The sequence below is a fragment of the Vibrio sp. SCSIO 43009 genome (assembly GCF_023716525.1).
GTDB classification, from domain to species: domain Bacteria; phylum Pseudomonadota; class Gammaproteobacteria; order Enterobacterales; family Vibrionaceae; genus Vibrio; species Vibrio alginolyticus.
The window spans coordinates 1,723,606-1,735,996 of sequence record NZ_CP071842.1; the positions used below are offsets into that span (position 1 = coordinate 1,723,606).

At 45.8% G+C, this 12,391-nt stretch carries 10 protein-coding genes and 1 pseudogene; 6 read left to right on the plus strand and 5 right to left on the minus strand.

Annotated features, from left to right (window positions below; all coding sequences use genetic code 11):
- The first annotated feature begins 136 nt into the window (after window positions 1-136).
- Window positions 137-577, plus strand: coding sequence for a tellurite resistance TerB family protein (locus J4N43_RS08175; RefSeq protein WP_017820644.1), 441 nt, complete (start codon window positions 137-139; stop codon window positions 575-577).
- A gap of 241 nt (window positions 578-818) precedes the next feature.
- Here J4N43_RS08175 and J4N43_RS08180 read toward each other — a convergent pair whose 3' ends face one another.
- Both J4N43_RS08180 and J4N43_RS08185 read right to left on the minus strand, forming a co-directional pair.
- Window positions 819-1,349, minus strand: a complete 531-nt coding sequence (locus J4N43_RS08180) for a 3'-5' exonuclease (protein ID WP_005377684.1) — start codon at window positions 1,347-1,349, stop codon at window positions 819-821.
- A gap of 83 nt (window positions 1,350-1,432) precedes the next feature.
- Window positions 1,433-2,974, minus strand: a complete 1,542-nt coding sequence (locus tag J4N43_RS08185; protein WP_005377686.1) for a sensor domain-containing diguanylate cyclase — start codon at window positions 2,972-2,974, stop codon at window positions 1,433-1,435.
- 291 nt (window positions 2,975-3,265) lie between these two features.
- Between J4N43_RS08185 and J4N43_RS08190 the strand changes: the two genes are divergently transcribed.
- From J4N43_RS08190 to J4N43_RS08200, 3 genes and pseudogenes are all read left to right on the plus strand, one after another.
- Window positions 3,266-3,898, plus strand: coding sequence for a DUF2760 domain-containing protein (locus J4N43_RS08190; RefSeq protein WP_005389474.1), 633 nt, complete (start codon window positions 3,266-3,268; stop codon window positions 3,896-3,898).
- Window positions 3,898-5,863: pseudogene (locus tag J4N43_RS08195) on the plus strand (Hsp70 family protein). The gene J4N43_RS08190 and the pseudogene J4N43_RS08195 overlap by 1 nt, the downstream one beginning before the upstream one ends.
- A gap of 55 nt (window positions 5,864-5,918) precedes the next feature.
- Window positions 5,919-8,744, plus strand: a complete 2,826-nt coding sequence (locus tag J4N43_RS08200) for an Hsp70 family protein (protein ID WP_025766688.1) — start codon at window positions 5,919-5,921, stop codon at window positions 8,742-8,744.
- Window positions 8,745-8,829: 85 nt separating this feature from the next.
- Here the strand turns inward: J4N43_RS08200 and J4N43_RS08205 are convergent, their stop codons facing one another.
- On the minus strand, window positions 8,830-9,024 hold the full coding sequence (locus J4N43_RS08205; protein ID WP_005377692.1) for a hypothetical protein: 195 nt from the start codon (window positions 9,022-9,024) through the stop codon (window positions 8,830-8,832).
- Window positions 9,025-9,110: 86 nt separating this feature from the next.
- On the opposite strand from J4N43_RS08205, the gene J4N43_RS08210 reads away from it, so the two are divergent.
- Window positions 9,111-9,797 carry a DNA-3-methyladenine glycosylase I gene (locus tag J4N43_RS08210; protein ID WP_005377694.1) on the plus strand — a complete coding sequence of 229 codons (687 nt, stop codon included), beginning with the start codon at window positions 9,111-9,113 and terminating at the stop codon, window positions 9,795-9,797.
- A gap of 84 nt (window positions 9,798-9,881) precedes the next feature.
- Here the strand turns inward: J4N43_RS08210 and J4N43_RS08215 are convergent, their stop codons facing one another.
- The gene (locus tag J4N43_RS08215; RefSeq protein WP_025766690.1) at window positions 9,882-10,859 is read right to left on the minus strand and encodes a Gfo/Idh/MocA family protein; all 978 of its coding nucleotides are present in this window, start codon (window positions 10,857-10,859) and stop codon (window positions 9,882-9,884) included.
- Between the two features lie 11 nt (window positions 10,860-10,870).
- Complete coding sequence (locus tag J4N43_RS08220; RefSeq protein ID WP_025766691.1) at window positions 10,871-11,158, minus strand: putative quinol monooxygenase; 288 nt, start codon at window positions 11,156-11,158, stop codon at window positions 10,871-10,873.
- A gap of 103 nt (window positions 11,159-11,261) precedes the next feature.
- Between J4N43_RS08220 and J4N43_RS08225 the strand changes: the two genes are divergently transcribed.
- Window positions 11,262-12,140, plus strand: a complete 879-nt coding sequence (locus tag J4N43_RS08225; RefSeq protein ID WP_025766692.1) for a LysR family transcriptional regulator — start codon at window positions 11,262-11,264, stop codon at window positions 12,138-12,140.
- Window positions 12,141-12,391 lie beyond the last annotated feature (251 nt).

Below are 12,391 nucleotides of genomic sequence, written 5' to 3' on the forward strand. Positions count from 1 at the left end.
ACTCAGGAGTTTAGTTTTTTTGGGGAGAAAGTGGCCGTTCTTAAATGTCAACGGCGTGCTAAATTTGGTATCGCACCTTGAGATCTTCCGTATTTATTACCATGTTAACCAAATAAACAATAGCTCGGTGTTCATTATGTTTAATTCTCTCACATCATTATTTAAACAACTCATTGATGGCTCTGATTTAAGCCAAACCAACACACTTTCCCCTAACATGGCTATCGCGTGTTTGCTTTGTGAAGTTTCTGGCGCAGACCATAGTGTCGATGATAGAGAACAAGAAACAAAGCGCTCTTTATTGATGAAACTGCTTTCGTTAAATGAAGAAGAATCAAATACTTTGTTAGAGCAAGCGCAACAGAAAATAAAAGATTCCGCTTCGCTGTACGACTTTACCTCTCAACTAAGAGAACTGACTCAAGAAACTCGTTACAACTTAATCAAAAGCATGTGGGAAGTCGCTTACGCAGACGGCGAAATTGACCCGCTAGAAGACGCGGTGATCCGTAAAACAGCAGAGCTACTCTATGTTGATCACAGCGAGTTCATTCGAGCGAAGTTACAGTCTCAGTAAAGTGACGAGATGAGTATATAAGTCGCTGGCTAACTCTAAGCTACCCCTAGAATGACAACAGATATCGCTTCTGTAGCCATAAAAAAACGCGCACTCTGCGCGTTTTTCAATAAGCCAATGACATTGTTATTAAAATACTGGTCAAGGTATGTGTTTAGCTCTTTCCACACTAAACAGACTGCATGACAAAACAACAATGGTTGGATGATTATTTAATTACAAGCTAGCTAGGTTCGAATAACTAAAACATGGTCAAAGCAAGCTTAGCTAAGTTGTATGCATCTACATAGCCAGAGTGTTGACGCCCTTCCCAGTCTATTCCTTTTGCTTCTTGAGCGGCTCGATGGCCTATACGTTTATCTTTAAGACGATTTTGAATACGGTAGAGTGTCGCTAAGTTGATGAACTCTGTGAACGGTGCTTCAATACCTTTTTGCTTACACTCTTCTAGAAGAATGAGGTCATCTCGCCCCCAAGATGCAAAGATTTTGTTGCGACCACCGAAGTTCTTAACCATGGATTTAAGCACTTCTTCTAGTGGGCGTCCTTGTTTTTCAATCTTACGTGGTGTGATGCCCGTTAACTCAGCGCAAAACAGAGACACTTCATCGTGTTCTGGTTTCACGTAGTATTGAGCACGCTTGACTATCTCACCTTTAGACAAATCTATTTCAGCTAACCCCACTTCGATAATTTCACCCGTGCTGCCGACGCCATTTTCGTTCCAGCAACACATTTCTAAATCGAAGCATACAATACGGTTATGGTTCATAGTTTGCCTTGGTTCCTAACATAAAAATTTAAAGCGTGCGATTCTATCGTAACACGGCGTAAAACTCGAATTTGTGCGCCCATTTAATCGCCGATCGACACATTATTACGGCCGTTTTTTTTACTCAAATAGAGTTGACTGTCCATTTTGTGATACAAGCTCTCAGGATCTTCTTCTTTATGGATAACCGCACCGATACTCAACGTACAGATGATTGACGCATCACCATAATCAAAAGCCGTACTTGCCACAACACTCCGTAACTTTTCTAGGTAAGCTTCTAGCACCGCTCTATCAATGACTTTAGAAATAATACAAAACTCGTCACCACCAGCGCGGTAAAACTTATCTCCCGGTTTTAAATTAGCACTGACCAGCTTAGTGACATGTTGCAACGCTTCATCTCCACCTAAATGGCCGTGTTTGTCATTAATCACTTTGAAGTGGTCGATATCAAAACCAACCAAGGCGAAGTTAACACCTTTGTTTATCTGATTAAGCAAGTGATCGTTGAATGCTCGGCGATTCAGTAGTTGAGTTAGAGGGTCTCGCTCTGCCATTCTTTTTAATTCAACGGTTTTGAGCTCCAACATGACCGCTAAGCGCTCTTTTTCTCGAGACTGTAAATTCACAATCCAACTGATCAAAAAGGCGATTACCAATCCGGCTAGCGTCGTGCCCGCTAAAATAGAACGCTCCCAAGCTGAGACTGCGTCAGAAAGTTTAAAGTCAATACGCCATTCACGGTTAGGCAGTTGAATGGTTCGGCTTATAACGGTTCCTCGAATGTTATCCCAGCTAGCACTTTGAAAGAGAACAGGGTCATCTGCTGCGTCGAATCCCAAGTCTTCTACGCGCACCGACATATCGAGCTCCGTCGCGGTTTTCGTAATCAAATCCTCAAAGTAAACCGTACTTCGGATAACACCGGTCACTACTCCTAATAAATATTTGTTCTCGAAGTCGAACACTGGATGGAACACCAGCAACCCAGTCTTAGGTATGGACTTGTCATAACCATCTTGCAGTAAGCGAACTTTATCCGAGACATTCGCTCGCCCATTTTCGGAAATATCATCCAAGATTAAATCGAAGCGTTTGCGCGAAAAATAGAAACCCAATAGAGAAAGGTTTTCCGGTGTTCTTGGGTAAATATCCGACGCGATAAAAATTGGCTCATTGTGTTCAAAAATGTACCCGTAGGTTTTGGGACCATCTTTAGGAACGGTAAACGGTTGGAAGTTTGGAAATTTTTGACGGGTCTTTAATATATGTTCATCAAGATCTTCGAATTCGACCTTTTGCATCCATTGAAGTCCAATGAGACTTCGCGAGCTATTAATCACTTGTTCCGCATACATGGGAAACGATGGCCAATAGCTTCGCTCAATCGAATGGAAAAAGTTTGCGCCCGCACCAATGAACTTTAGATCATTCTCGACGTTTGCTTTAAGTGATTCTGCTTGTCGGTCGGCTAAAGTATCAAACGTCGTCTGTGTATACCGTTGCTGCATTGTATAAGCAGCACCGACTACACCAGCAGTGACACATAAAGTCGCCAAAAAAGCTAAAATAGAGTCTGAATGTCGTTTTATAAAGCTCTTATGAGCGGTGCTTTGTGTCATATCGTAATTTTTGATACTTCCGTAAGTTAAACTTCGGGATCTATTGAAATACTGCGTTAGCAATGCACAAACATCAAGCAACAACCTATATTGGGGAGTCTGATCGTCGATTTTTCACGCTGTTCGTACGGTATAGTCACGAATTATTACAGCCTTAAGCCTTGAATATGCTACCATCCGTCATCATTTTAATGTCTAAACTTGGTGCAAGATCGCAAAGACGATCGTTTTAGTGAACAAATATGAGCCAATACTGAGCACCAATAAATCAATAGAAAGAGAAAAAACGTCATGAACATTGATTTGAACCTAATTCCTCAAACGTTCGATATGCTTCACGCTGGCCTAACCGCATCGAGCGTTTTGCTTCTTCTAGTTGCAGTGTCGCGCAAATCAAAAGTGGTCGAGAAAGTGGTAGAAAAACCAGTCGAGAAAATCGTCGAGGTTGAGAAACCAGTTGAGAAGATCGTTGAAGTAGAAAAAGTAGTGGAAGTAGAGAAAGTCGTCGAAAAAGTGGTGGAAGTTGAATCAAAACTTGCAACCGCGTCAACGGACTCTGCAATGCAGCTGCTTTCTATCATGCAACAAGAAGCTCGCCTGATTGACTTCCTAAAAGAAGACCTAACGTCATTCTCTGATGAAGAAGTAGGCGCAGCCGCTCGCGTAATCCACACTGGCGGTCAGAAAGTACTGAACGACTACGTGACGCTAGCGCACGTTCGTAACGAAGACGAAGAAACTCGCATTACGGTTGAAGAAGGCTTCAACCCACAAGAAATCCGCCTAACTGGCAACGTAACAGGCAGCGCGCCATTCAACGGCACGCTAGTTCACAAAGGCTGGAAAGCAACATCAATGACGTTGCCTAAACTTGCTGAGAACTACGATGCTTCTGTGATCGCTCCAGCTGAGGTTGAGCTGTAATGGAACACATGAACCAAGAAAACCATTCTCAAGAAGCGTCTGTTGAAACTCAACAGACACCTAAATTCAGTGTTGGTATCGACTTAGGTACAACACACTGTGTCATGTCTTTTGTTGATACACGCAACGAAGATGTTCGCGTTGAAGTGATGCCAATCCCGCAGTTGACTGCGCCGGGTACGGTAGAGACTCGTAGCCAATTAGGCTCTTTCCTTTACCAACCACACGAACACGAAATGAACCCGCAATCACGCGTTCTTCCGTGGTCGAGCGAGCCAAAAGCTCTGGTTGGTGCGATTGCACGTAACCTAGGTTCGAAAACGCCAATTCGTCTTGTTGCAAGTGCGAAATCTTGGCTTTGCCACGCTGGTGTAAACCGTCGTGATGCTTTCCTGCCAGCAGGTAGCCCAGAAGAAGTGGAAAAAGTATCCCCTCTTCGCGCGACAGAGCTTTACCTAGAGCATCTAAAAGACGCTTGGAATCACGCGAATCCAAATCACAACCTTGCCGATCAAGACGTAACTATTACAGTTCCTGCTTCTTTTGATCCTGCTGCTCGCGATCTAACAGCAGAAGCAGCACGCAACGTTGGTTTTGTGCACCTAACGCTTCTAGAAGAGCCACAAGCTGCACTTTACAACTGGATCGACAACAGCGATGACAAATGGCGCGACGAAGTTGAAGTTGGCGACATCGTGCTTGTAGTCGATATCGGTGGTGGTACAACCGACCTTTCTTTGGTTGAAGTAACTGAAGACGACGGCAACCTAACTCTGAACCGCATCGCGGTAGGTGAACACATCCTACTTGGCGGTGACAACATGGATCTTGCACTTGCGTACCGCTTGAAAATGAAGCTAGCGCAAGAAGGCAAAGAGCTACAGCCATGGCAAGTTCAGGCAATGACACACGCATGTCGTGACGCGAAAGAAGCGTTATTGAACGACAGCGAACTTCAGTCAGTGCCAATCGTAGTACCAAGCCGTGGTTCTAAACTGCTTGGCGCAACGCTGAAAACAGAACTGACTCAAGAAGAAGTACAACAAACACTGGTTGATGGCTTCTTCCCTCAAGTTGCAATTACTGACCACCCTGTTCAACGTAACCGTGGTGCACTAACGCAAATGGGTCTGCCTTACGCACAAGATGCAGGCATTACTCGTCACATTGCAGCGTTCTTGTCTAAGCAAGCCAATGCTCTTTCTGCTTCAGGAAATGGCGCAGAAGCAGCAGCTCAAGATTTCAACCCATTCGCTAACATGCCTGGTATGCCAGATTCGGACAGCGCAATCGGCTGACTTCATCAAGCCAACGGCAATCCTATTCAACGGTGGTGTTCTGAAATCGAAACTTCTAGCAACTCGTCTAGAAGACACGATCAACGAATGGCTAATTGAAGCAGATGCAGAAATGGCAAAACGCCTAACAGGTGTGGATCTAGACCTTGCAGTTGCTAGCGGTGCGGCTTACTACGGCTCTGTGCGTCGTGGTCAGGGCGTTCGTATCCGTGGTGGTATTGCTTCGGCGTACTACGTGGGTATCGAAAGTGCGATGCCAGCTATTCCGGGCATGGCGGCGCCGCCAATGGAAGCACTTTGTGTTGCACCATTTGGTATGGAAGAAGGCTCAAGCGTTGACGTACCAAGCCAAGAGTTTGGTTTGATCATCGGCCAGCCAGTTAACTTCCAATTCTTCGGCTCAACGGTTCGTCGTGATGACCTAGCAGGTACTCACCTAGACTACTGGGCACCAGAAGAGCTTGAAGAGCTTCCAGAAATCCAAGTAACGCTGCCTGTATCTGAAGGTCGTCGTGAAGGTGAAGTGGTTCCAGTAACCCTAGCCTCTCGCGTCACAGAGCTTGGTACGCTTTACTTAGAAGCCATTGCCGCTGATAACGGTCAAAAATGGCATGTTGAGTTCGATGTGCGCGAAGACGCGAAAAGCAACTCAAACGAAGAAGAATAAATAGAAATCAAACGGCATCCAATCGGGTGCCGTTTTTAAATACACGAAGGTTTGTATGGCATCTCCTCGTTTTCTTGTTGGTATTGACCTTGGCACCACAAACACTGTGGTGGCGTATTGTGAAATCACCGACAACCTTGAACAATCCGAAGTATCCCTATTCGACATCGACCAATTGATTGGTCCGGGTGAAGTGGTTCGTAAACCATTGCTGCCCTCTTTTCGCTATCACCCAGCGGTTGGTCAAATCTCCCCTTCTGACCTAACACTCCCTTGGGAAAACGAACCTGTATCTGGCGACATTAGTAATGTGATCGTGGGTGAATGGGCTCGTGAATTAGGCGCTAAGGTGGAAGGACGTCAGGTATCCAGTGCTAAAAGCTGGCTATCGCACCAAGCAGTGGATCGTAGCTCAGACATTCTTCCTTGGGCTGGTGCACAAGATGTAGATAAAGTATCTCCCGTCATTGCCAGCGCAAGCTACCTCAACCACATTCGTCAAGCATGGAACTACCGTCACCCTAGCAATAAGTTAGAAGACCAAGATGTGGTTGTGACCGTTCCAGCATCGTTCGATGAAACCGCTCGTAAGCTCACGCTTGAAGCCGCGGAGTTGGCAGGCTTAAAGAAAATCGTCCTGCTCGAAGAACCACAAGCCGTATGTTACGACTGGTACGCACGCCACCAGCAAACCGCAGCTGATGAACTCAAAGAGTTACCGCTGATTCTGGTGTGTGATGTGGGCGGTGGTACTACCGACTTGAGCTTGATTGAAGCCAGTTTCTCTTCTCAAGATGAACTAGCCCTTGATCGTATTGGTGTTGGCGAACACTTAATGCTGGGCGGTGACAACCTCGACTTAGCATTAGCGCACCTTGCGGAGAGCCGCCTTTCTCAAAATAAAGGGGAACAAAGTAAGAAGCTCACTGCTGCAAGCCTGACTAAGCTGATTCAGCAAACTCGCAAAGCGAAAGAAAACTTGCTTTCAGCGAGTGCACCTGAAGAAGTGAAGATCACCATGCTGGGCAGCGGCTCGAAACTTCTTGGCGGAACAAAGAGTATTGGGCTGAGCAAACAAGAAGTGCACCAAATCGCTTTGGATGGCTTCTTCCCGCTTTCTGATTTCAGTGAAGTACCAGACAAACGCCGCAGCGCCGTTGTCGAGTTTGGTCTTCCATACGTTGCTGACCCAGCAGTGAGCAAGCACGTTGCCGAGTTCTTAACTCAGCACCAACAAGTTGCTCGTGCCGCTCTTGGCATTGAAGACGACAAACAAAATGCCATTCCGGTAGGTTTGCTACTTAACGGTGGTGTGTTCAATAGTGAACTTGTGACTGAGCGTGTCACTACCCTACTGTCCGATTGGCGCGGCGCTCCGGTTACGGTATTAGATAACCCACATCCAGATTGGTCTGTTGCACTAGGTGCTGTTGCGTTTGGTAAAGCACGTCGTGGTGCACAGCTAAAAATTGGTGGTGGCGCAGCGCGTTCTTACTTCTTGCATCTTCAAGAAAAGAACAAGATGGGCAAAGCGCTCTGTTTGCTCGCAAAAGGTACAGAAGAAGGTCATGAGATCCGCTTAAGTGGTCGTCGCTTCTCGCTTACCCTAGGTGAACCCGTTCGCTTTAACCTGCTGACTTCTACCCACGACACCTTAACCAATAACACCTCCATTCAAAACGGTGTGATGGTGGACGTTGATCCTGACTTATTTGCTCCTCTGCCGCCTTATATCACCACCCTTGAAGGTGAAGGTGCCGAACTGCAAGCCAACCAGAAAGAGCGCGTAGAAGTGCAACTGGCGTGTCAGTTGACCGAAGTCGGTACGCTTAAGATGGAATGTGTCAGCGCAGAAGACGATAGCAAACGTTGGGAGCTGGAGTTCGAAGTTCGTAACAAGCAAACCGATGACAGCGAGCAAGTTAAGCTTCACCCTAAACTGAATGAATGTAAGGAGCTGATCGCTCGCCTTTACAGCGGTAACAAGAAAAGTGCAGAAAGCAAAGAGATCAAAACCTTAGCCAAAGATCTTGAGAAGAAACTTGGCAAACGTGACGAGTGGGATTTCACGACCCTACGTCAACTGTTCGATACCTTTGCACAAGGTCGTAAGCGTCGTCGCCGTTCTGAACAACACGAGAAAAACTGGCTTCGTTTGGCAGGTTTTGCACTGCGTCCTGGCTTTGGCGATCCAACCGACTCATGGCGTATTGAGCAAGTTTGGGGTCTCTACCAACAAAACATTCAGTTTAAGAACCATCAAGGTTGGACCGACTGGTGGGTGTTCTGGCGTCGTATCGCAGGTGGCTTGAGCCAAGAGCAACAAGAGACCATCTTGGCGGACATCGCGAAATACCTACATCCTGGTGCGATGAAAAACCCACAATCCGCCAAAGCGGCACAAGATATGGGTTACGAGTCGATGGTACGTTTGTCAGCCTCTCTGGAGCATCTAGAAGTCGAAGACAAAGTTCTATTGGCAACGTGGTTCTTGAGCAAAGCCATCAACCATAACCAGTTTGAACAAGCACACTGGTGGGCAATGGGGCGCTTGGCATCACGTACGCCTTTGTATGGCAGTCAGCATAACGTCGTTCCTCGTGAACAAGCGGAACAGTGGTTGCCTAAGCTGTTAGAGCAGAACTGGCAGAAAGAGCCAATGATCGCGTTTGCAGCTGTAATGATTTGTCGTAAGACGGGCGACCGCCTATTCGATATCTCTGACGACTACCGTGAGCAAGTGCTGGCTAAGTTGAAGCAAAGCAAGGTGCCTGAATCTTGGATATCACTGGTTGAAGAAGTCAAAGAGTTATCTGAGAGCGAATCGAAGCGTATCTTCGGTGATGCACTGCCAAGCGGTCTGACGCTGGTAAACAACTAAGCTCCCATGCTTATAAACGCAACAAAGCCCTTCGAGTGAAGGGCTTTGTTTTATCTGATTCTGCTTGCTGACGATAGTCGACTCGTTAGTTCATTTCCGTATTGATTACCACATCACGCGTTTCATTATCCATATCACTGATGCCGACAACTGAGATTTCACGGTCAGATAAATTCTCAATCATGCTGTCTTCTAACCCACCGTCCGTCATCCACGCATAGAATTTTTCTGCAATACGATCCGAACCTTCCCCGACAAACGTTAATGTGACCTTCTTCATTTGTGACACTCCATCAATTTACGATTCAGCCACTTAAGCGTAGTATGTTTCACAAATATCGACATAAACTAGGACTAACTTCTTTTATGAGTATCGAAAAATTTGACGCGATTTATCAGCGCGCTGCCGAGCGTAAAGGTGGTGAAGATCAACTTGAAGCGCTTTTGTCTCATCCACTAAGCAAAGAAGAATTGGCAGCGATTCCCGACGACCGTTGGCTAGCCGCTTTTTCGATGAAGGTATTCCAAAGTGGGATTTCGTGGAGCGTGGTTCGCAACAAGTGGCCGAACTTCGAAGAAGTGTTCTTTGGGTTTAAGATTGAGCCGCTATTGATGCTGTCAGATGAGCAATGGGAAACCAAAGCAACCGACAAACGCATCATTCGCCACCTCACTAAAGTCATGTCGATTCCTGCCAACGCTCGTATGATCCACGAAGCAAAAATCGAATATGGCTCGTTTGGCAAAATGGTTGCTGATTGGCCGCAAGAGAAAATCACCGACCTATGGGCGTATTTGAAGAAACGCGGCAATCGCCTAGGCGGAAATACTGGCCCTTACACACTTCGTCAAATGGGCGTTGATACCTTTATCTTGTCTAGCGACGTGGAAGCTTACCTGCGTAATTGCAAGATCATTGAAGGTGGGAAAGATACGAAAAAATCGCTCGATGCAACCAACAAAGCGTTTGTTCAATGGCAGCAAGAAAGTGGTAGAAGCCTGTCTGAGATCAGCCAAATCATTGCGTTCAGTACCGGCGATAATCGCATTTAATCCAGACTGAACCCAAAATACAAACGGTGCACTGATCATTGGATTTAGTGCGCCGTTTTTATGTTCATTGGTTCAAGTACACACTTACTTTGAAGCCAGTGATTCCCACTCAGTCAGTAGCTGCATAATACGGTGAGAGTCTTCCCATGTTGCACAAGGTTTTTCTAACGAGGTACGCCCCTCTTCAACCGCTTGGCGAATATTGCGCACTTGATAGAAGAAAGCGTCCCCAGTTGCCGGTACAGACACTTCCCGCTTCGACGTCTCGTAAATTTCCACACTAAACTGGTTATCTTGCGTTGGTAGCCATGGGTTTGAATCTAAGGTAATACAGCCTTTGCTACCCAGAATGGTGAACTGGTGTTTCAATCCATGATCTTCGGCAGTATGTACGCTCACCGTTTGTTGCTCACCAAATTGCATCATCAAGCTCGACTCACAGATATTCCCATCATTACCTCGTCGGCCAATCGCTTTCATTGAACGGTTCTCAAAGGTTTGTTCACCCAACATGGTTTTAACCACCAAATGCACTAATGACATTGGATAGCAACCTAAGTTATACAAAGCACCTTTGCTGTCTGGATTAACAAACTGCGCAATCGACGCAATATAAGACGTATGGATGGAGCGAAGTTCACCAATCTCTCCCGATTTAAGCACCGAAACCAACTCACTGATCAATGGGTGATGCAAGTACATTAAGCCTTCAGCAAAGAACACCTTGTGCGCTTCTACGGCTTGAAGTGCCAGCTCGGTTTTTTCCATATCTACCGAAAGTGACTTTTCACACAGGATCGCTTTGCCCTGCTCAGCCGCTTTGACGATAAAGTCATGATGAAGGTGATTTGGCAATGCGATATAAATAATGTCGACTTGCTCATCAGCAATCAACGCATCGTAATCGTTGAACGTATTCTCGATGCCATATTGCTCAGCGAATGCCTGTAAGTTCTGCTCCGAACGCCCAGCAACCGCGTACAGTTCACTCTTGTCATCGCCTTGGATTGCCTCAGCCATGACTCCTGAGATAAAGCTTGTGCCTAAAATGCCCCATTTCATGTTCACGTCTCCTATTGAGCTTGGGTTTCGAATGCTTGAACTAACTCTGCCATTTCAGCCGCAATAAACGCTTGTGTATGCGGCATAGCAAAATGCGCTTCAATCGCGGCGCGGTTTTCATATCGCTCCCAAAGAATCACACGTTGTGGAGCTTTAGAATCGTAGGTCGCATTCGCTTGCAAGCACCCCGCTTCGCTTTGCATATCAAGGCAAAATTGTTCAATGGCTTCAACCACTTGTTGTCTTGGCTTATCGGCATTCATTTTCAGTTCGGCGGTAACAAAAATCGTCTCGCTCATGATGGCTCTCTTTCTCCATTCTTAATCATACGCCCACTGTAATTAACCTCATTTGATTGATAAACTCTGCTTTAGTTATTTCTTTATCAACTCTGGGTGTGCAATGGATAAATTAACAAGCATGAAAGTTTTCGCTTACGTGGTCGAACACGGCAGCTTTCGTAATGCAGCACACCACTTTGATATTTCACCGACCATGGTTGGCAAGCACATGAGCTTTCTTGAGCAAAGCTTAGGTACGCAGCTGATTCATCGCACCACGCGCAAACAGTCCTTGACCGAAGCTGGCAGACTCTACTATCAAGAGTGCCACCGCATTATTGAAGACATCACCAACGCAGAGAACCTAATCCAGACGCTGATCAACCGCCCAACTGGAACAGTAAAAGTTAACTGCCCAGTTACCTATGGTAAAAAGGTGATTGCGCCCATCGTGGCTGACTTCTTAGCAGAATTTCCCGAACTGAACGTTGAGTTAATGTTGGATAACAGTTTGATTGACCCATATCGAAGCGAAGCAGACGTGATTATTCGTATTGGTGAGTTGGTCGATTCATCGTTAGTTGCAAGAAAACTCGGGCAATACGACATGACTTACTGCGCCTCACCCTCTTATCTTAAGCTGCATGCCCCTATCCAATCGCTTGATGACCTTGAACATCATCATTGTTTGGGATTTCAGTACCACCAAGGGGAAAGCCAACAGGTGGTGAACATGCCATCTAATACCTTTGGAAACAGCAACACCCGATTAACGTCTAATAATGGTGATGTGCTTAAGTTTGCCGCGTTAAAAGGCTCTGGTGTTCTTCTTCAACCAAAGATCTTAGTTGAACAGGAAATTCAATCTGGTGCCTTGGTAGAAATTCTCCAGCAACATGCTCCCAAGCCAAAACCTATCCACCTGCTTTACCGTTCAAAACAGCTTTCCCTTAAAAACCGTACCTTGGTCGATTTTGTTCTTTCTCATGTGAATCCATAACGTCACCCCATAAAGCGGCGACAATTTAACCATTTAATTAACTTTTGTTGTCGATATGACAAATATTATTGCTTGTTAATTGTCTTTATTTTTCATGTTGTTAGTCAGAGACACCCATTAACTAGGCATAATTTATTGATTCACACCAATTGCATTGCTCTGACAAAGTGACTAGGATTGCCGCCTTTCCTGAGTGAACTATCAAAAAATATCGAGAAATTTAATCTAATTTCTCTTCCTGTTCGTGTGCA

Excerpts from the sequence above, each read along its gene's own strand:
- J4N43_RS08175 (WP_017820644.1), top strand. The coding sequence starts at position 137 with ATGTTTAATTCTCTCACATCATTATTTAAACAACTCATTGATGGCTCT.
- J4N43_RS08180 (WP_005377684.1), bottom strand. The coding sequence starts at position 1,349 with ATGAACCATAACCGTATTGTATGCTTCGATTTAGAAATGTGTTGCTGG.
- J4N43_RS08185 (WP_005377686.1), bottom strand. The coding sequence starts at position 2,974 with ATGACACAAAGCACCGCTCATAAGAGCTTTATAAAACGACATTCAGAC.
- J4N43_RS08190 (WP_005389474.1), top strand. The coding sequence starts at position 3,266 with ATGAACATTGATTTGAACCTAATTCCTCAAACGTTCGATATGCTTCAC.
- J4N43_RS08200 (WP_025766688.1), top strand. The coding sequence starts at position 5,919 with ATGGCATCTCCTCGTTTTCTTGTTGGTATTGACCTTGGCACCACAAAC.
- J4N43_RS08205 (WP_005377692.1), bottom strand. The coding sequence starts at position 9,024 with ATGAAGAAGGTCACATTAACGTTTGTCGGGGAAGGTTCGGATCGTATT.
- J4N43_RS08210 (WP_005377694.1), top strand. The coding sequence starts at position 9,111 with ATGAGTATCGAAAAATTTGACGCGATTTATCAGCGCGCTGCCGAGCGT.
- J4N43_RS08215 (WP_025766690.1), bottom strand. The coding sequence starts at position 10,859 with ATGAAATGGGGCATTTTAGGCACAAGCTTTATCTCAGGAGTCATGGCT.
- J4N43_RS08220 (WP_025766691.1), bottom strand. The coding sequence starts at position 11,158 with ATGAGCGAGACGATTTTTGTTACCGCCGAACTGAAAATGAATGCCGAT.
- J4N43_RS08225 (WP_025766692.1), top strand. The coding sequence starts at position 11,262 with ATGGATAAATTAACAAGCATGAAAGTTTTCGCTTACGTGGTCGAACAC.